Genomic DNA, 19,264 nt, shown 5'->3' with positions numbered 1-19,264 from the left:
ATTAAGCGCTGATTTTTTCGATTTTGAGAACGGTTCGGTGCTGACGGTGTCCGCGCAGTTTCCGTGTGCCTTTGCGACGCTTGGACTTGAACACCAGAATCTTCTTGTCTTTGCCCTGCAGGGCAATTTTGGCCGTGACTGTGGCGCCGGCCACATGAGGTGCACCAACAACGGTCTTTTCGCCGCCGATCATCAGGACTTCTGCGAACTCAATGCTGTCGCCGATTTCGCCGTCGAGCTTTTCGACCTTAAGGAACTCGCCTTCACTGACCTTGTATTGTTTGCCACCCGTTTTAATAACCGCGTACATAGCAATCTCCATGTGCATCATTTTTAAAAGAGTTATGAACTATAGTGAAGCATGTTCGCCATGTCAAGCATAAAATTTTATCCGCACATAATTTCGCATGGCAGTAAGTATATCACGGATTCGGGAGTTTCGTGGTGCTAGTCGTGAGGCGGGAATTCAATGAAAAAACAGACAATGCTGCTTTTTTCTCCAGTATAACGGCCTCGGCAATCTGAACGGCATTCCCGGCAGATGCGTCAATATGGATACCGGCGCTGTTGCCGATTGTTCTGTCGGCGGCAACGATTCCCCATATTCGCTGGATACCGGAATTTACCATCAAGGCCAATGAGGCTGTTAGTGGGCCAAATAACGCCATCATTACGTCAGGCCGCTTCAAGTCGAGCAGCGCGTGAAGCTGGCCGCTGCTGGTGAGTATGCCGGCCTGGTTTACCGCCTCCTGTTCGCTGCCGAGTATTTCGGGTGGGACTGATCCGGCTCAGGCTGCGGAACCGAATGTTGTCGGGCCTGCCAAGGTAATTTACGGCGTCATTCAATAAGGATTCCATGTTTCCGGCCGCCATCGATGGGCGGGTCTTGGGCCCTGTTTTTTATCTTTACCCTGCTGTGTCATATGTGGCACAATTCCGGGCATTCCATCCTTGAAAGCGAAAAACGTGCATGGAGCCGATTGTCACCCATAAGGAACGCTGCCGCCGCTGTTACTCCTGCGTGCGCACCTGTCCGGTAAAGGCCATCAAGGTCGACCGGGACTTTGCGCAGATCATCTACGACCGCTGCATCGGCTGCGGCAAGTGTCTGAGTTGCCCGCAGAATGCCAAGATGATTGTCGACAGGATGGTCATGACCCAGGAGCTGCTGGCTTCCGGCGCCCCGGTGGTCGCGGTGCTTGGCTGCTCGTTTCCGGCATTCTTTCATACCATGACACCAGGACAGCTTGTGGCAGGCATGAAAAGCCTCGGTTTCCGTGAGGTGCACGAGGGGGCCTACGGGGCCGGCATGATCGCTGCCAGCTACCGCGAAGCGCTGAACAGTGCTCGTCGCCCGTTGATCTCGTCCCACTGTCCGGCGGTGGTGGACCTGATCGAGCGCCACTATCCGCAGCTTTTGCCGAACCTGGCCGACATCGTATCCCCGATGATCGCCATGGGGCGCTTCATCAAGCATGTGCTTGGTCCCGATACCAAGGTGGTGTATGCCAGCACCTGTATTGCGGCCAAGTTCGAGATCCAGTCGGGAGAATCTGCCGGAGCCATCGACGTGGTGTTGACCTATCAGGAGATCAACAAGCTCTTCAAAAGCCGCGGCATCAATCCGGCCACCCTGGGCGAGGCGAGTTTCGACGGCCTGGACCCCGGCGCGGGGCGACTCTTCACCCTGACCGGCGGATCGCCAAAGGTTTTCGGGCTTGAAACCGATTTTCTGGATACGGAAATCGTCTGTTCCGAAGGGGAATCCCATACGCTCGACATCATTCGGGATCTGGCAGCGGGACGGATTGCGCCCTCCTTCGTGGATCTTCGCTTCTGCGATGGCGGCTGCATGGATGGCCCGGCCCGCGACAGGAAGCTCAACCATTTTTACAAACGCAAGCTGATCGTCAACTACAGCACCAATGCGCTCCCGTATCAGGCTACGGAACATTACCGTTCTGCAGATGCTTTGCCGGACCTGCGGCGCTCCTATGCCGACAAGTCGCGCAAGCTGGCCAGCCCCGGCAAGGACGAGATCAAGCGCATTTTGCATTCAACCAACAAGTTCACCCAGGGGGACGAGCTCAACTGCCGCGCCTGCGGCTACAACTCCTGCCGCGAGCATGCCGTGGCGGTTTTCCAGGGGTTGGCCGATATCGAAATGTGTCTGCCCCATAATCTTCAGCAGACCGTGGAGGACCGCGGCCGCCTGATGCTGCACTACGAATTGATCCGACGCGAGTTGGACCGGCAGATGGGGGAAGATCCGATCGTAGGGGACGATTCCGGGATTCAGGAGGTGTTGGAACTGATTCGCCAGGTCGGCCCGACGCCGACCACGGTCCTGATCCGAGGTGAGACCGGCACCGGCAAGGAGTTGACAGCACGCGCAATCCAGCGCTTGAGCCTGCGCAACGACAAACCGCTGGTCACCGTCAACTGCACGACCATCACCGATTCGCTGTTGGAAAGCGAGTTGTTCGGCCATAAGAAAGGCGCTTTTACTGGTGCCGTCGGCGATAAGAAAGGGCTTTTCGAGGCTGCCGACGGTGGTACGATTTTTCTGGATGAGATCGGTGACATCACCCCCAAGTTGCAGGCGGAACTGCTGCGCCTGCTGGATTTGGGGGAGGTGCGTCCGGTGGGTGGCACGAAGGCCAGGAAGGTGGACGTACGCCTGATCACGGCTACCAACAAGGACCTGGAGCAGGGGGTGCGCGAGGGATGGTTTCGTGAAGATCTCTACTATCGCCTGAACGTGTTCAACATCACCCTGCCGCCATTGCGCGACCGGGTGGAGTCGATACCGACCCTGGCCCAGCATTTTCTGGATAAGGCGCGCAAGAAGCTCAACAAGAATATCGTCGGTATCGAAGAGCGTGCGGTAAAGGCCATGCAGCATTATGCCTGGCCCGGCAACATCCGCGAGATGCAGAACATCATCGAGCGCTCGTCGGTGCTGGCCAAGGACGGGATAATCAGGCTCGAGAACCTTCCCACCGTTTTTGCCGATACCTATGAGCGGTGCGGAGACAGCGAGGTCAGTCGCCGGCGGGTTTCGTTCAAGGCTGAACGCGAGCTGCACGTCAGCCGCACCGAAAAAAACATCATTTCCCGTTATCTCGAGGAGAGCGGAGGTAATGTGGCCAAAGCCGCCCGCATGGCCAACATACCCCGCCGCTCATTTTACCGTCTGCTGAACAAGTACGGCATCGAAGTGCTGCGCGAGCGCGACAAGCTGCATGAATAAGTGGCACTGTCCGATTCTCCATCTCTGAAAGCCGCCCGTCTCCGGGGCGGCTTTTTCGTTTTTTACAGCATCTAAATGTCTTCGCCGATACCGCACGAAAGTCCTTCCCCTCCACCTTTTTGTTCCCGATATCAAATTGTATTACCAATTACTATTTTCATGCCATATTATCGCCTAACTTGCTGATTTTGTGATTTACACACAGTTTTAAAATTCTGTTGACAGTTTTTTAGAAAAAGGATAATTGGTATTACCATTACTGTAGGGTGCGCTGCGACGGGTAGGATCAGTATGAGGATGTTCCAGCGCAGATGCATTGCACTCGATGTGGTCGAGGTCCATAAGGCATACATTCCTGATTTAGCACAGGGAATAACCACTTTACCCGGGGAGGAAGCATGAATATTCACGAGTATCAGGCGAAAGGGATATTGAGGAGTTTCGGCGTGCCCGTTCCCGACGGCCATGTCATCTACAACAGCGCCAGCGCGCGTGAATGGTCCAAGCGCCTGGGAGAAGGCCCCTGGGTGGTCAAGGCCCAGATCCATGCCGGCGGCCGCGGCAAAGGTGGCGGAGTCAAACTGGCCCGCACCCCCAACGAAGTGCGCGACCTGGCCCGCGAGATGCTCGGCATGACCCTGGTCACCCACCAGACCGGACCGGAAGGCAAACTGGTCAAACGGGTCCTGGTGGAAGAAGGCTGCAACATCGCCAACGAACTCTACGTCAGCCTGCTGGTGGACCGCGCCACCTCCAAAGTCACGGTCATGGCCTCCACCGAAGGGGGCATGGACATCGAGGAAGTGGCTGCCAAAACTCCCGAGAAAATCTTCATGGAAGCGGTTGACCCCCTGGTGGGCCTGACCCCCTTCCAGTGCCGCAAAATCGCCTTCAGCCTCGGCCTGGACGGCAAACTGATCAACAAAGCGGTCAAACTGCTGGAAGGGCTCTACACCACCTTCATCGCCTGCGACTGCTCGCTTTTAGAAATCAACCCCCTGGTGGTCACCGCCGAAAACAACCTCCTGGCCCTGGACGCCAAATTCGGCTTTGACGACAACGCCCTCTTCCGCCATCCCAAAATCGCCGACCTGCGCGACTACGACGAAGAAGACCACAACGAAATCGAAGCCTCCCAATACGACCTCTCCTACATCTCGCTTACCGGCAACATCGGCTGCCTGGTCAACGGCGCAGGCCTGGCCATGGCCACCATGGACATCATCAAACACTACGGCGGCGACCCGGCCAACTTTCTGGACGTCGGCGGCGGAGCCACCATCGAACGGGTCACCGAAGCCTTCAAAATCATCCTCTCGGACGCCAACGTCAAAGGCATCCTGGTCAACATCTTCGGCGGCATCATGAAATGCGACGTCATCGCCACCGGCGTCGTCGAAGCGGCCAAACAGGTCGGCATCAAAGTCCCGCTGGTGGTCCGCCTGGAAGGCACCAACGTCGCCCTGGGCAAACAGATGCTGGCCGAAAGCGGCCTCAACATAGTCACCGCCGACGGCATGGCCGACGCGGCTCAGAAAATCGTCGCAGCCGTGAAAGGAGCCAACTGATGAGCATCCTCGTCGACAAACACACCAGAGTCATCACCCAGGGCATCACCGGCGCCACCGGTCTGTTCCACGCCCAAGGGGCTCGCGAATACGGCACGCAGATGGTAGGGGCGTCACCCCCGGCAAAGGGGGCACCAGCATCGACGGCTTCCCGGTCTTCGACACCGTCAAAGAAGCGGTCGACAAAGCCGGCGCCACCGCCTCGGTCATCTACGTCCCGCCCCCCTACGCCGCCGACGCCATCATGGAAGCGGTCGACGCCGGCATCGAACTGGTCTGCTGCATCACGGAAGGCATCCCGGTCCTGGACATGGTCAAAGTCAAACACTACATGGCCGGCAAAGGGACCCGCCTGATCGGTCCCAACTGCCCCGGCATCATCACCCCCGGCGAATGCAAAATCGGCATCATGCCCGGCTACATCCACAAACCGGGCAAAGTGGGCGTTGTCTCTCGCTCCGGCACCCTCACCTACGAAGCTGTCTGGCAGCTCACCAGCCTGGGCATCGGCCAATCCACCTGCGTCGGCATCGGGGGTGACCCGGTCAACGGCACCAGCCACATCGACTGCCTGCGCATGTTCGAAGAAGACCCCAACACCGAAGCGGTCATCATGATCGGCGAAATCGGCGGCAACGCCGAAGAGGAAGCAGCGCGTTTCGTCAAAGAACACATGACCAAACCGGTAGCCGCCTTCATCGCCGGCCGCACTGCCCCTCCGGGCAAGCGCATGGGCCATGCCGGCGCGATCATCTCGGGCGGCAAGGGCACTGCAGCTGAAAAGGTGGCGGTCTTGGAGGAATGCGGCATCAGTGTGGCAGCCAGCCCGGCCGATATGGCACAGGCACTGCTGAAGGTGTATACGCCTGGCTAGACTGGGCGAACCATAGGGAGCGGAGAAGAACGACATGGGCAGATACAAGGAAAATCCGAAATACAACGTGGTATCTCTGAGGATCAGTCTCAAAGAACGGGAAAAACTTGAAGAGCTGTCCCAGGCTACAAACAGGAAGATCTCCGACTTGATGAGAGAAGCCCTTCGGCAGTTTCACCCCGCAGAACAAGGGGCCTGAGGGGTAGACCGTCCCGCAACGGTATCAGTCACAGCACCCGCAGCCGGCATCCTGCCGTTGCTGCGGGTTTCCCGCATTCAACGCAGATTTGCGTCAATTCGCATGATGGAGGAAATCATGGCTCGCAGACTTGTAACCATCGACGGCAATACCGCCGCCGCCCACGTGGCCCATGCCACCAACGAGGTCATTGCCATTTACCCGATCACCCCCTCCTCGGTGATGGGCGAGATATCGGACGCCAAGAGCGCCGCAGGTGAAAAGAATATCTGGGGTACCGTACCGCTGGTGTCGGAACTGCAATCCGAAGGGGGCGCCGCAGGGACCGTGCACGGTGCGCTGCAGTCCGGCGCCCTGACCACCACCTTCACCGCCAGCCAGGGGCTGCTGCTGATGATCCCCAACATGTACAAGATCGCCGGCGAGCTCACCTCGACGGTTTTTCACGTTTCGGCCCGCGCCATTGCCGCCCAGGCACTCTCGATCTTCGGCGACCATTCCGACGTGATGTCATGCCGCGCCACAGGCTGGGCCATGCTCTGCTCCAACAATGTCCAGGAGGTGATGGACTTCGCCCTGATTGCGCAGGCAGCTACCCTGCGGTCGCGGGTACCGTTCCTGCACTTCTTCGACGGCTTCCGCACCTCTCACGAGGTTCAGAAGGTCGAGGAGCTGTCCTTCGACGATATGCGCGCCATGATCAGCGACGAACTGGTCAACGCCCACCGCCTGCGCGGCCTTTCCCCGGACCGCCCCGTCATGCGCGGCACGGCCCAGAACCCGGATGTCTACTTCCAGGGGCGCGAAACGGTCAACCAGTATTATGCCCCCTGCATCGGCATCGTACAGCAGGAGATGGACAAGTTCGCCAAGCTGACCGGCCGGGCCTACAAGCTGGTGGAATATCACGGCGCCGCGGATGCCGAGCGGGTGATCGTCATCATGGGCTCCGGGGCCGACACGGTCACGGAAACCGTCGATACGCTGGTCAAACAGGGTGAGAAGATCGGCGTGGTCAAGATCCGCCTCTACCGTCCCTTCCCGCTGGAGGCCTTCATCGCGGCACTGCCTGCAACGGTGAAAAAGATCGCGGTGCTGGACCGCACCAAGGAGCCCGGCTCCTTGGGTGAACCGCTCTACCTGGATGTGCGTACCGCCATCGGCGAGGGCATGTCCGAAGGCATCTGCCAGTTGGACGGCTATCCGGTGATCGTCGGCGGCCGTTACGGGCTCGGTTCGAAGGAGTTTACCCCGGCCATGGTCAAGGCGGTCTTCGACAACCTGAACCAGGCCAAGCCGATGAAGAATTTCGTGGTGGGCATCAACGAGGACACCACCAACTGCAGCCTCGATTACGATCCCGCCTTCCGCACCGCCATGGAAGGCACCTATGAGGCCATGTTCTACGGTCTTGGCTCGGACGGCACGGTGGGCGCCAACAAGAACACCATCAAGATCATCGGCGAGACCACCGACAATTCCGCCCAGGCCTACTTCGTCTATGACTCCAAAAAGGCCGGTACCATCACCATTTCGCACCTGCGCTTCGGCAAAAATGCGATCAATGCCCCCTATCTGATCGATAACGCCGACTTCATCGCCTGCCACAACTTCACCTTCCTGGAGAAGTACGACATGCTTTCCAAGGCCAAGCCGGGCGGCACCTTCCTGCTCTGCTCCCCTTTCGAGCACGGCGAGGTGTGGGACAAGATGCCGGCGGAAGTGCAGCAGCAGATCATCGACAAGCGGCTGAAATTCTACGTCATCAATGCCATCAGCCTGGCCGAACAGCTTGGCCTGGGCGCCCGCATCAACGTGATCATGCAGACCGCCTTCTTCAAAATCTCCAATATCATTCCGCTGGAGCAGGCCATCGCCGAGATCAAGGGCGCCATCAAGAAGAGCTACGGCAAAGCAGGCGACAAGGTCGTTGCCATGAACAACGCCGCCGTGGACGAGGCCCTCAAGAACATCCACGAAGTCGCGGTTCCGGCCGCAGCCACCAGCACGCTACGGATGCCGCCGGCTGTCTCCGGGAACGCCCCGGAATTCGTCCAGAACGTCACCGCCCGGATCATCGCCGGCCAGGGGGATAGCCTGCCGGTATCGGCCATGCCGACCGACGGTACCTTCCCGACCGCCACCTCCCAATACGAGAAGCGCAACATTGCCGTTGACATCCCGGTCTGGGACGAACAACTCTGCATCCAGTGCGGCATCTGCTCCTTTGTCTGTCCGCACGCCACCATCCGCATGAAGGCCTATGACGAGAAATTGCTCGAAGCAGCGCCCAAAACCTTCAAGTCCACCGACTGCAAACTCCCGGAGCTGAAGGGGATGAAATACACCATCCAGGTGGCCCCGGAAGACTGCACCGGCTGCGGGGCCTGCGTCTACAACTGCCCGGCCAAGGACAAGGCCAATCCCGATCACAAGGCGCTGGACATGCACTTCCAACCGCCGCTGCGGGCCCAGGAAGCTGCCAACTTCGATTTCTTCCTGTCGCTGCCGGACATCGATCCCGCCCTGCTCAAACTGGATACCCTGCGCGGCAGCCAGCTGGTGCGGCCGATCTTCGAGTTCTCCGGCGCCTGCGCCGGCTGCGGCGAGACTCCTTACCTGAAACTGCTCTCCCAACTGTTCGGCGACCGGGCCATGATCGCCAACGCCACCGGTTGCACCTCGATCTACGGCGGCAACCTGCCCACCACCCCGTGGGCCCAGCGCGCCGACGGCCGCGGTCCGGCCTGGTCCAACTCGCTGTTCGAGGACAATGCCGAGTTCGGCTACGGCATGCGCCTGGCAGTGGATAAGTTCAACGAGGCGGCTCTGGAGCTGCTGAAAGAGCTGACCACCTGCGACTGTGCCGCCTGTGTGCCGGTGCGGCCGCTGATGCAGGAAATCATCGCTGCCGATCAGTCGAATCAGTCCGGCATCGAAGCCCAGCGCAAACGAGTCGCCGACCTGACGCAGGCCCTGGTGGGCTGCACGGAGCAGGCGGCGGTGCAACTGCTGCCACTGGCCGACTATCTGGTCAAGAAATCGGTCTGGTGCGTAGGGGGCGACGGCTGGGCCTATGACATCGGCTACGGCGGTCTCGACCATGTCATCGCTTCCGGCAAGAACATCAATCTGCTGGTGCTTGACACCGAGGTCTACTCCAACACCGGCGGACAGGCCTCCAAGTCCACCCCGATCGGTGCCGTGGCGCAGTTTGCCGCCGGCGGCAAGACCATGGCCAAGAAGGATCTGGGGCTGATCGCCATGTCCTACGGTCATGTCTACGTGGCCAGCGTCTCGCTGTCCAACCCGGGCCAGGTGGTCAAAGCCTTCATGGAGGCCGAGGCGTACGACGGTCCCTCCCTGATCATCGCCTACTCGCACTGCATCGCCCACGGCATCAACATGACCACCGCCGTGGACGAACAGAAAAAGGCGGTTTCCTCCGGCTACTGGCCTTTGTATCGCTACAACCCGACCCTGGCCGAACAAGGCAGGAACCCGCTCCAGTTGGACAGCAAAGCACCTACGACCAGCTTCGAGGAGTATGCCTACGGCGAAAACCGCTACAAGGTGTTGAAAAAGGTCAATCCCGAGGCAGCCGAGCAGCTGATGAAGAAGGCTGCCGCCTGGAGCGCCAACCGTTTCGCCTATTATCAGAAACTGGCAGCGCTGACCTACGAAACCGAAGGGAGCTGAAGCAGCATCGTTCCGGTGTAATCACAAGCACGAAAAAAGCCGCACTGTCGAATGACAGTGCGGCTTTTCAATTTCAGGAAGATCTGTACGACGGGGGCGGGCGAGGGGGGGTATTACTGGTCGACGTACACCCAGATATCGCCCTGCAGGAGTTTCATCTGGAAGTTCTGTCTGATCAGACCGATTCCCGCCTGATCGAGCTCGTCCCCTTTCTTGAGCAGCAACACCCCGCTGGTATTGACGAGGTCCCGGGAAAGCGCCAGTCCGGCTATCAGCTTTGAGTAAGGTACCCGGACTTCCGCCGTCGGCCGTACGGTCGCCTTTTCGAAATAGACAATGCGCGTGATGCTCTGAAAATACGGTATCAGCTGCGGATCCAGCAGTGTACCGGCATGAAGACGGACTTTGGTCATGGCATATTCGGCGCGCAGCTCACTGACCGAGTTGGCTGCCTGTTCGATGAAGTCGGCCATGGCCACCAGGCGGGCGCCCAGGGGGATTTCCTCCCCCCTGAGCCCATCGGGATAGCCGCTTCCGTTGAAGGCCTCGTGGTGCCCCCGGATCATCAAGCCGACATCGTGCATTTCCTCCAGAGGTTTGAGGATGTCCTGCCCCCGGGCCGGATGCTGCCGGTACTCAGCCTCTTCAGCGGAAGACATTTCGTGGGGCTGGTCATGGATTTCGGCACCGATCTTGCCGACATCGTGCAGCAGTCCCGCCAGTCGGACCTTGGCAACCATCTCGGCACCCAGGTTCAGCTTTCTGGCGGCATCACCGGCAAGTTCGCTGACGGTGCGGGCATGGATGCCGTGGCGGTCGCCCATGCGTTCGAATATCCCCGAAACAATCTCCACGATCTGCGTATACCCATACAGTCCGGGGCTCTTCTCTTCGGTCGAAACCAGCGCCAGGCTTTTTTCACGGATAGTTGCGACGCTTTGCAGCAGGCGCTTCTTGAGATTGCTGTTCCACTCATGCAGCCGTTCCTGCGCATCCTTCAGCGCCAGATGGGTTTTGACCCGGGCCAATACGATCGGAGCGCTGATCGGTTTGGTGATGTAATCGACAGCACCGGCCGCAAAACCTTCAGCTTCATTGTGGACTTCCTGGAGCGCAGTAACGAAGATGACCGGTATTTCACGGGTAAGGCTGTCCTGCTTCAGGAGCTTGCAGACTTCGTATCCGTTCATTCCGGGCATCATGATGTCGAGCAGGATGAGATCCACGGCCGAGGTACGGGCTATCTCGACTGCTTTCTCCCCTTTTGTTGCCGCCTTCACGGTATAGTCAACCTTGAGCAGCTCCCGCAGTATATCGATATTTTCGGGAGTGTCGTCGACTACCAGGATTGTCTTTCGCTCGGTATGTTTTCCGTCCATGCTATATCTCCTGATCGTGTCTGTCCGGCTGCAGGGTTGCGGTAAGCGTTGCAAAGGTCTCGCCGGCACCATCGAAATCGTACACGGCAAGACATCGCTTCAGGTCGTCCATGAGCCGTTCCGGAAATGCCGCGTAAAATTCCCTCCGATGTGTTTCCAGGTATTCCTTTGCTTCGCTGTCGTTGTCGGAGATCATTTGCCGCAATGGCACCATGATGTTCTCCATGATTTCAGGTTCCGGTTGCGGCACACGTTCCGGTGCTTGCTCAGCGTACTGTGCCAGGGCATTTTTGCAGGTCAGGACAAAATGTCCCAGTGACTCCTTGAAGCCGTGTAAAACAGGCAGCACCTCTGCCGGGGAAGCGTTGGTGCCGACCGCCTTTTCCAGATCGGCAGCCGAGGAGTGAACAGACGTGGCTCCGATATTGCCGGCCACACCCTTGACCGTGTGGGCTACTTGGCGAGCCAGGAGTTGATCGCCGTCCTGCAAGGCCTTTTCTATGGCTTCCGCGGCGTCGCTCTGTTTTTCGATGAACGCACGTAGCAGTTGCAGGTACAGTTTCCGGTTGCCGGCAACCCGCAGCAGTCCGCCGGCCACGTCGACCCCCGGAAGTTCGGGAACTTCCGGGTCCGCCGCTGCCGGGGCATGAACGGCCGGTACTTCGATTCCGGTGGTGTCGGCCCCGGTATAGCGCACAAGCACATCGATCATGGTTTTCGGGTCCACCGGTTTCGTAAGAAGATCGTTCATGCCCGACTCGAGGATCATGTGCCGTTCTTCAGCCAGGGCATGGGCGGTCATGGCAATCACGGGGAGGTCGCGGAAACGGCCATCCCCTCTGATGATCCGCGTCGCTTCGTATCCGTCCATTTCCGGCATCTGTATGTCCATCAGCACCGCATCGTAGGTGTCTTTTCCCGACACCACCAGGTCGACCGCCTCGCGACCGTTGCCGGCGATCTGTACCGTGGCGCCCGCTGCGGTCAAAAGCTCCCGTGCGATCTGCTGATTGATCTCGTTATCTTCGACAACGAGGATGCGCACGTCGTTCAGTTGCCGGGCAGATCGGTCCACATGGTGGGATTTTCCCGGGTCGGCCATACAGTCGGGACAAAAGATTCGCAGTATGGCCTGGAACAGGATCGATATGGTCAGCGGTTTGAGCAGTACCTGGTCGGCGCCCGCCTTGCCCGCGGCAGCCCAGTCTTCTTCCCGGCGAAGCGAGGTGAGGGCTATGACGACGGGTGGATCGGCCACCTCCTTGAAGCGGTGCAGATGCTCAATCCCTTCGGTCACCGGCAACTGCAGCTCTGTTATCACCAGGTCATACGCTTTGCCGGGGAAATACTCGAAGGCCTCGTGGCAACCATCAGCCGCATCAGCGGTCATCTGGAGGCTCTCCAGCATCAGTATCAGAGCGGCCCGGGTGACGGGATTGCGTTCGACGACCAGCGTCCGCAGCCCCTTGAGGCGTTCCGGTATCACTCTCGGCGTCTCCGGAGAAGAGGGGGGACCCAGGCAGACGGTAAAGGAAAACGTGCTGCCGTTACCCTGGCTGCTTTCCACCCACATGCGTCCTTTCATCATGTCCACCAGCCGTTTGCAGATGGAGAGTCCCAGCCCGGTGCCTCCGTAGCGCCGGGTCATGGTGCTGTCCGCCTGTACGAACGGTTGGAAAAGCTTCTCGGTCTGTTCCGGAGTCATGCCGATGCCGGTGTCTCGCACGGAAAACTGCAGGTGCAGTCCCTCGGCATTCTTCTCCATAAGCCGTACAGAAAGGCCGACTTCACCTTTGTCGGTGAATTTCACCGCATTGCTGACCAGGTTGACCAGGATCTGTCCGAGCCGGACCGGATCCCCCATGAATCTGACGGGCAGTTCGGGTGCCACGTCCAGCAGCAGATCCAGGCCCTTGTCGTACACGGAGGTCTCCACGACCGCCTTGACATTCAGCAGCACTTCTTCCAGGTCGAACTCGATCGTTTCCATCTCCAGCTTGCCTGCTTCGATCTTGGAAAAATCGAGGATGTCGTTGATGATTGTCAGCAGGGCCTTGCCGGCAGTATGGACTTTCCTGACGTAATCGTGCTGCTGCGGCGTCAGTTCGGTTCTGAGGGCCAGGTCGGACAAGCCGATTATCGCGTTGAGCGGTGTACGGATCTCGTGGCTCACCGTGGCGACGAACTCGCTTTTGGCCCGACTGCCGGCATCCGCTGCCAGCTTCGCCTCTTCGAGCTCCTTGATCATGCGTTTTTGTTCGGTGGTATCCTCTTTCACCGCCACGAAATGCGTGAGCTCTCCATGTTCGTTTCTTACCGGAGAAATCAGTGCGCTTTCCCAGTAAAGGCTGCCATCCTTTTTTTTGTTGCAGAATTCGCCCCGCCATTCGTTCCCTGCGAGAATGGCGCTCCACAACTCCTGATAGAACTCGGGTGGGTGGAATCCCGATTTGAGTATCCGCAGGTTGCCGCCGATGCTCTCTTCGTCGTTGTACCCGGTGAGCAGGCAGAAACGGGGATTTACGTACTCGATCCGTCCCTGGCAATCGGTGATCACTACGGCCACCGGACTCTGGTCCACAACCCGCGACAGCTTCCTGAGATGGATATCAGTGGCCTTGCGCTCCGTTATGTCCTGTTCAACGGAGATGAATCTCTCCAGTTGCCCGTTATCGCCGAACACCGGCTGTATGTTCAGTTCAACCCAATACTTCCGGCCAGATTTGGCGTAGTTGAGAACTTCAGCCCGGATTCCGCCGTGCTCCGCGATCCGGGTGCGGATCCGGTTCACTGCGTCGAGATCAGTTTCAGGACCTTGCAGCAATCGTCCCGGCCTTTGGCCCTCGGCCTCTTCGAGACCGTATCCCGTTACCCGTGTGAAGGCCGGGTTCACCCATTCGATAACGCCGGAGGCATCGGTGATCACGACCATGTTTTCAGCCACCTGTGCCACCAAAGCCAGTCTTCGGATCTTCTCTTCCGCTGATTTACGTTCGGTAATGTCGCGAACGACACCGGTATAATATCGCCGGCCGGCGATGAAGTATTCGTTTACCGCCAGGTCGAGGGGGAAGGTTGTCCCGTCCTTGCGAACCCCGACCGCCTCCCGGCCAATATTGATGATGTGCGCATGTCCGGTCTCCGCATATCGTTTCAGGTAGCCGTCGTGTTCGCTGCGGAACGGCTCCGGCATGAGCATGCTGACATTTCTGCCGATCAGTTCTTCCGGATGGTACCCGAACAGTTTGACCGCCGCCGGATTCAGCATGGAGATGATGCCTGAATCGTCGATCGTGATGATGCTGTCTATAACCGTATCGAGAATCGTCCTGAGCTGTACCGCGCTTTCATCCGAGTCCCGGGCGCCAGGAACCTGCGATGCTCCGGGCTGTTCTCCTGTTTTGCTCATCCACCGCTCCTTCCGCATCCCCGTGGTGCGGTTTTTATATCTCTTCTGTTATCGACGCTGCAGCATTGCGAAGACCCCCGTGCCCGCGAGCATCGATGTCGCCGCCGTGGAGAAGGATCGCAAAGGCGCTGCTGAAATGCTTCCGCGAAACGCCGACAAGCATGGTCATTGTGCGCCCCGCACCGGTGTGGCGGCACATTGTACGCCAGAGCAGGCGCGGCAACAAGAGAAAGGTTGGGCAAGGCTTATGAATAATGCTTCAAGAAGTGTCGAACTCTGAAACCGTCGTGACATCATGTCGAAAAAAAGTCTCACTATTGCCAATTGTGTGTCATGTAGAGCACACTTTTTGCGTATACGCGGTCTGTTTACACATTTTTTTGCGTTCAACTTGCTGTAATTACAGGGTTATCAAGATTGTTTATTTTCTGGCATGGAAATGGCTATAAAAAGGGAGGTATCGACATTAGAGCCGAACGACACATATAGATCCGGGAGGAAAATAGTCATGGGTAGAATGAGAGAAAATCCGCGTTACAATGTTATTTCGATGAGAATCAGCGACGAAGAGCGTGAGCACCTGGAAAATATCATGGAGAAGACTCGCCTGAGCATCTCTGACATCATGCGCGAGGCGATGGAATATTTCACCGCCAACTACGAGCGGATCGAAACCCACAGCAAGGCTGCCTGACAGGTTGCAGGAGTGCGTTAAAGGCAGGAAAACGAAAAGGCGAGGAATATTCCTCGCCTTTTTCCTTTGCCGATGCCGGGGAAGGCAGCGGTAGCTGCCTCGCCTCCGGCAATTTCAGTCTGCCATCAGTTGATCAGAATTTCGAACTGTTCCTGGTGGAAACCCGGCTTGGCGCGCACGGTAATGCGCTTTTTGAATTTCTTCTCCAGCTCCTCCAGACCTCGACGTTCCTCGTCGTACAGCAGGTCCGCCACCTGGGGGTGTACCGAAACCATGGCCTTGGTGCCGCGGATGTCGAGCATCTCCCGCCGCAGCTCACGAAAGATCTCGTGGCAGACGGTGGTCTTGGACTTGATGTAACCGCGCCCTTCGCAGTAAGGGCAGGGCTCGCACATCATGCGTCCGATGCTCTCCCTGACCCGCTTGCGGGTCATTTCCACCAGCCCCAGCTCCGAAATTTTCAGAATGTTGGTCTTGGACTTATCGCTCTTGAGAGCCTCTTCCAGGGCGGCGAAGACCTTCTCCCGGTTGACCTCTTTCTCCATGTCGATGAAATCGATGATGATGATCCCGCCGATGTTGCGCAGCCGCAGCTGGTAGGCGATCTCTTTGACCGCCTCCAGGTTGGTTTTGAGGATGGTGTCTTCCAGGTTGTGCTTGCCCACAAAGCGGCCGGTGTTGACGTCGATGGCGGTCAAGGCCTCGGTCTGCTCGATGATGATGTACCCACCCGATTTGAGCCACACCTTGCGCCCCAGGGCGCGGCTGATCTCGACCTCCAGGCCGAAATGGTCGAAAATCGGCTCTTCCTCGTCGTACAGCTCGATCGAGTACTTCATCTTGGGCATGAAGGTGGTGATGAACTGCACAATCCGGTCGTGGTCCGGCTTGGAGTCGACGATGATCTTGTCGACCTGCTCGGTAACGATGTCGCGCACCACCTTCTGGATCACGTCCAGGTCCGAATGCACCAGGGAGGGGACCGAAGCCTTTTCCTTGCGCTTGACGATTTCGCTCCACAGGGTCGAGAGATACTGCATGTCCGAGAGCAGGTCCTCATCGGATTTGCCTTCCGACACGGTCCTGACGATGTAGCCGGAGCCGGGTTGCTTGAGGCGCTCCACCGCCTCGCGCAGGCGCTCCCGCTCGGCTTCGTCTTCGATGCGGCGCGATATGCCGACATGATCGACGGTCGGCATGTAGACCAGGTGGCGTCCCGGCAGTGATATGTGGGAGGTGATGCGGGCTCCCTTGGTGCCGATCGGCTCCTTGGAAATCTGCACCAGCAGCTCCTGTCCCTCCTGGAGTAGTTCCTCGATCGGGTGCAGCGGCCTGAAATCGGGGTGTGCGCCCGGCGGTTGATCCCGGCCCGCCTCGTGGTCTTTTTTGCCGTCGTACAGGAGCGACTCGTATTCCTCGATGGCATCGAAAACATCGGCCACATACAGGAAAGCGGCTTTCTCCAGTCCGATGTCGACAAAGGCCGCCTGCATGCCGGGCAATACCCGGATCACGCGTCCCTTGTAGATGTTGCCGACGATGCCCTTCTCCCGCGTGCGTTCGATGTACAGCTCGGCGATGCCTCCGTTTTCGATGAGGGCGATACGCGTCTCATGCGAGGTGGCGTTGATAACCAGTTCTGTGCCCATGGCGGAAACCTCTTATATGATTAAATAAAAAACAGTCAATATTTCAGTCCCTGAAGATGGCCTCGCGCTTCTCGATACGCACGTCATCCGCCTGGAGCTCGGGATTGCCGCTGACGGCCCGCGCGAATTCCAGCGGTTTGCCGCGACCGGCGACCAGGTCGAGCGTGGCGCCGGAGGCGTTCAGGGAAAAGCATTCGGCACGCAGATCGATGGTCTGCGTTTCGCCCCCCTTCTTTTTCCTCTGAACTGTAAAGCGATCATGTGCCAAGAATTGCACACATTGTTCGGCCAGGCTATCGGAACAGGCGGAGTCAAAGGTTATGGCGTAGCGGGTTTTGTCTATCAGCACCGAGAGGGCCGGGGCTTTCAGGTCGATCATCTCCGCTGCCAGAACCTTTATGCCTGCCGGCAGTGCCGAGTTCAGGCGGCGCTGGATCTCTGCAGCCGATATGCCGGCGGCCACGATCATGTCCATGTACTCCGCATGGGATTCGACCCCCACCGACGTGGCGGTGGCAAAGGAGAAGCGCGGATGGGGATGGAACCCTTGGGAAAAAAGGATCGGTACGGCTCCGCGGCTGACGGCGCGGGTGAAAACCGTCAGCAGCTCCAGATGGCTCAGATAGCGCATGGCGCCGGTCTTGGAAAACCGCAGGCGCACCCGGGCCTGATCATCGCCCGGCGCTGTGGTTTGCAGTCGGGCCGGCAGGGCGGAATCGTGGGACAGGCGGTTGGCAATCGTGTCGAAGTTGCAGACGCCGCAGGCGCTGCACTGGCCGTGGCGGCAATCGACGGTCGCCGCTTCGCTCAGGGCGCGCTCGCGCTCCTGGAGCAGGAATTCCCGCGTCACGCCGCAATCCAGGTGATCCCAGGGGAGTACTTCGTCCAGTTCCCTGCGGCGCAGGTACCACTCCGGCTGGATGCCGCACTCCCGGAAAGCCTGCTGCCAGCGTTCCAGTGAAAAATGCTCCCGCCAGCCATCGAAACGGCAGCCCAGTTCCACGGCCCGCACCAGCACCGCAGCCAAGCGGCGGTCGCCGCGGGCAAAGACTCCCTCCAGGAACGAGAGCGGCGCGTCCTGCCATTTGAAGCGCAGCTTGCGCTGCTTCAACTCGGTATGCAGCTGGTACTGGCGCTCCAGGGTTTCGTCGACGGAGATCTGGGGTTCCCACTGAAAGGGGGTGTGCGCCTTGGGAACAAAGGTGCCGACCGAGACGTTGACCTCACCGGGATTGCCCGAGCGTTTGCCCTGATCCTTGACCTGTCGCGACAGGCTGGCGATCTGCGTGATGTCCTCGGCAGTCTCGCCCGGCAGGCCGATCATGAAGTAGAGCTTGATGGTGCGCCAGCCGGCGCCATAAACGTTGAAGGCGGTTTCCAGCAGGTCCTGCTCGGTGATGCCCTTGTTTATTACCCGGCGCATCCGCTCGCTGCCCGCCTCGGGCGCCAGCGTAAAGCCGGTCTTGCGCACCCTGCGGATCTCCTCGATCAGCCCTTCGGTCAGGGTGCCGACCCGCAGAGACGGCAACGATACCGCGATCCGGTCATGGGCGTAGCGGGCCATCAGTTCGGACAGCAGCGGCGAAACACAGGAGTAGTCGCCGGTAGAGAGGGACAAGAGCGAAATCTCGTCATAGCCGGTGGACTGCAGTGATTTTTGGACCAGCTCCAGGACCGTGGCAGGGGAGCGCTCCCGCAGCGGGCGATAGATGTAGCCTGCCTGGCAGAAGCGGCAGCCGCGGGTGCAGCCGCGGGCAATCTCAACCGCCACGCGGTCATGCACGGTTTTCATGAACGGTATCACCGGCTCACTCGGGTAAGGCGCGGAGTCGAGATTGCTCAAGAAGCGGCGGCGCACTGTTTTGCGGTCCGGACTCAGCGGGACTATCTCAGTCACAGTGCCGTCGGCGTGGTATCGCGGTTCGAACATTCCCGGCACATATACCCCTTCTATGGCCGCCAGCCGCTCCAGCAGTGCCGGACGCTCTTCCCCCAGTGCCTTCGACTGCCGAACCGCCTCGGTGATTTCGAGAACCGCCTCCTCTCCGTCTCCCAGCAGGATTGCATCGAAGAAGGGGGCCAGCGGTTCCGGATTGTAGGCGCAGGGACCGCCCGCGATTACCAGCGGATGGCCGGTACCACGCTCGGTGGAGAAAAGCGGTAGTCCGGCCAGTTTCAGCATGTTCAGGATATTGGTGTAGGAGAGTTCGTACTGCAGGGTGAAGCCGATCACGTCGCAGGCGGCCAGGGGGGTGGCGGTTTCCAGCGTGGCCAGGCCCTCACCGTCCGACAGCATCTGGCGCTCCCTGTCTGGCCAGGGTGCGAAAACCCGTTCGGCGGCAATGCCCTCCACCTGGTTGAGCACGCGGTAGAGGACACGCAGGCCGAGGTGGCTCATCCCTACCTCGTAAACATCGGGAAAGGCGAGGGCAATGCGCAATTCGGCCTGCTCCTTGCGGACCGAACCCATTTCGCCCCCCATGTAGCGGGCAGGCTTTTCAACAGCAAGCAAATTCATCTATATACTGGCCATCCTTTAT

General features: G+C 59.0%; 11 protein-coding genes and 1 pseudogene. 6 read left to right on the top strand and 6 right to left on the bottom strand.

All coding sequences use genetic code 11. The features are described 5' to 3' along the window. Window position 1: 1 nt before the first annotated feature. Together rplU and GSVR_RS20875 are read right to left on the bottom strand one after the other, a co-directional pair. Entirely contained in the window at window positions 2–310 is a 309-nt protein-coding gene (rplU, locus tag GSVR_RS20880) for a 50S ribosomal protein L21 (RefSeq protein WP_173198065.1), read from the bottom strand. A 112-nt stretch (window positions 311–422) separates the two neighbouring features. Then, window positions 423–671: a hypothetical protein gene (locus GSVR_RS20875; protein WP_173197499.1), complete on the bottom strand. Its 249-nt coding sequence runs from the start codon at window positions 669–671 to the stop codon at window positions 423–425. Window positions 672–970: 299 nt separating this feature from the next. On the opposite strand from GSVR_RS20875, the gene GSVR_RS20870 reads away from it, so the two are divergent. The 5 genes and pseudogenes from GSVR_RS20870 (at window position 971) to nifJ (ending at window position 9,593) form a co-directional block, all read left to right on the top strand. Continuing rightward, window positions 971–3,253 (top strand): sigma 54-interacting transcriptional regulator, encoded by a 2,283-nt coding sequence (locus GSVR_RS20870; protein WP_173197498.1) that lies wholly within the window; start codon window positions 971–973, stop codon window positions 3,251–3,253. A gap of 398 nt (window positions 3,254–3,651) precedes the next feature. Then, window positions 3,652–4,821 (top strand): ADP-forming succinate--CoA ligase subunit beta, encoded by a 1,170-nt coding sequence (gene sucC, locus GSVR_RS20865; RefSeq protein WP_203978687.1) that lies wholly within the window; start codon window positions 3,652–3,654, stop codon window positions 4,819–4,821. Then, window positions 4,821–5,695 (top strand): annotated as a pseudogene (sucD, locus tag GSVR_RS20860) (succinate--CoA ligase subunit alpha). Before sucC ends, sucD begins: the two are co-directional and overlap by 1 nt. Before the next feature lie 34 nt (window positions 5,696–5,729). Further along, a complete protein-coding gene (locus tag GSVR_RS20855) occupies window positions 5,730–5,894 on the top strand; it encodes a ribbon-helix-helix protein, CopG family (RefSeq protein WP_173195884.1) in 165 nt (54 codons plus the stop codon). Window positions 5,895–6,011: 117 nt separating this feature from the next. Then, window positions 6,012–9,593: a pyruvate:ferredoxin (flavodoxin) oxidoreductase gene (nifJ, locus tag GSVR_RS20850; protein ID WP_173195882.1), complete on the top strand. Its 3,582-nt coding sequence runs from the start codon at window positions 6,012–6,014 to the stop codon at window positions 9,591–9,593. Between the two features lie 113 nt (window positions 9,594–9,706). Here nifJ and GSVR_RS20845 read toward each other — a convergent pair whose 3' ends face one another. After that, window positions 9,707–10,972 (bottom strand): two-component system response regulator, encoded by a 1,266-nt coding sequence (locus GSVR_RS20845; protein ID WP_173195880.1) that lies wholly within the window; start codon window positions 10,970–10,972, stop codon window positions 9,707–9,709. A 1-nt stretch (window position 10,973) separates the two neighbouring features. Then, complete coding sequence (locus tag GSVR_RS20840; protein WP_173195878.1) at window positions 10,974–14,381, bottom strand: PAS domain S-box protein; 3,408 nt, start codon at window positions 14,379–14,381, stop codon at window positions 10,974–10,976. A 508-nt stretch (window positions 14,382–14,889) separates the two neighbouring features. Between GSVR_RS20840 and GSVR_RS20835 the strand changes: the two genes are divergently transcribed. Continuing rightward, window positions 14,890–15,075, top strand: coding sequence for a ribbon-helix-helix domain-containing protein (locus GSVR_RS20835; protein ID WP_173195876.1), 186 nt, complete (start codon window positions 14,890–14,892; stop codon window positions 15,073–15,075). 125 nt (window positions 15,076–15,200) lie between these two features. On the opposite strand, the gene GSVR_RS20830 is transcribed toward GSVR_RS20835, so the two are convergent. Then, window positions 15,201–16,724: an Rne/Rng family ribonuclease gene (locus tag GSVR_RS20830; RefSeq protein WP_173195875.1), complete on the bottom strand. Its 1,524-nt coding sequence runs from the start codon at window positions 16,722–16,724 to the stop codon at window positions 15,201–15,203. 43 nt (window positions 16,725–16,767) lie between these two features. Next, window positions 16,768–19,242 carry a TIGR03960 family B12-binding radical SAM protein gene (locus GSVR_RS20825; RefSeq protein ID WP_173195873.1) on the bottom strand — a complete coding sequence of 825 codons (2,475 nt, stop codon included), beginning with the start codon at window positions 19,240–19,242 and terminating at the stop codon, window positions 16,768–16,770. Between the last annotated feature and the right edge of the window lie 22 nt (window positions 19,243–19,264).

Origin of the sequence: Geobacter sp. SVR, from assembly GCF_016865365.1 — a bacterium.
In the GTDB taxonomy this organism is placed as follows: Bacteria; Desulfobacterota; Desulfuromonadia; order Geobacterales; family Pseudopelobacteraceae; genus Pelotalea.
The sequence above is the reverse complement of the archived record's forward strand: the minus strand, read 5'-3'. Positions and strand labels throughout refer to the sequence as shown.

Bases quoted from the DNA above. Each gene is read 5' to 3' on its own strand.
- rplU (WP_173198065.1), bottom strand. From the start codon at position 310: ATGTACGCGGTTATTAAAACGGGTGGCAAACAATACAAGGTCAGTGAA.
- GSVR_RS20875 (WP_173197499.1), bottom strand. From the start codon at position 671: ATGATGGCGTTATTTGGCCCACTAACAGCCTCATTGGCCTTGATGGTA.
- GSVR_RS20870 (WP_173197498.1), top strand. From the start codon at position 971: ATGGAGCCGATTGTCACCCATAAGGAACGCTGCCGCCGCTGTTACTCC.
- sucC (WP_203978687.1), top strand. From the start codon at position 3,652: ATGAATATTCACGAGTATCAGGCGAAAGGGATATTGAGGAGTTTCGGC.
- GSVR_RS20855 (WP_173195884.1), top strand. From the start codon at position 5,730: ATGGGCAGATACAAGGAAAATCCGAAATACAACGTGGTATCTCTGAGG.
- nifJ (WP_173195882.1), top strand. From the start codon at position 6,012: ATGGCTCGCAGACTTGTAACCATCGACGGCAATACCGCCGCCGCCCAC.
- GSVR_RS20845 (WP_173195880.1), bottom strand. From the start codon at position 10,972: ATGGACGGAAAACATACCGAGCGAAAGACAATCCTGGTAGTCGACGAC.
- GSVR_RS20840 (WP_173195878.1), bottom strand. From the start codon at position 14,381: ATGAGCAAAACAGGAGAACAGCCCGGAGCATCGCAGGTTCCTGGCGCC.
- GSVR_RS20835 (WP_173195876.1), top strand. From the start codon at position 14,890: ATGGGTAGAATGAGAGAAAATCCGCGTTACAATGTTATTTCGATGAGA.
- GSVR_RS20830 (WP_173195875.1), bottom strand. From the start codon at position 16,724: ATGGGCACAGAACTGGTTATCAACGCCACCTCGCATGAGACGCGTATC.
- GSVR_RS20825 (WP_173195873.1), bottom strand. From the start codon at position 19,242: ATGAATTTGCTTGCTGTTGAAAAGCCTGCCCGCTACATGGGGGGCGAA.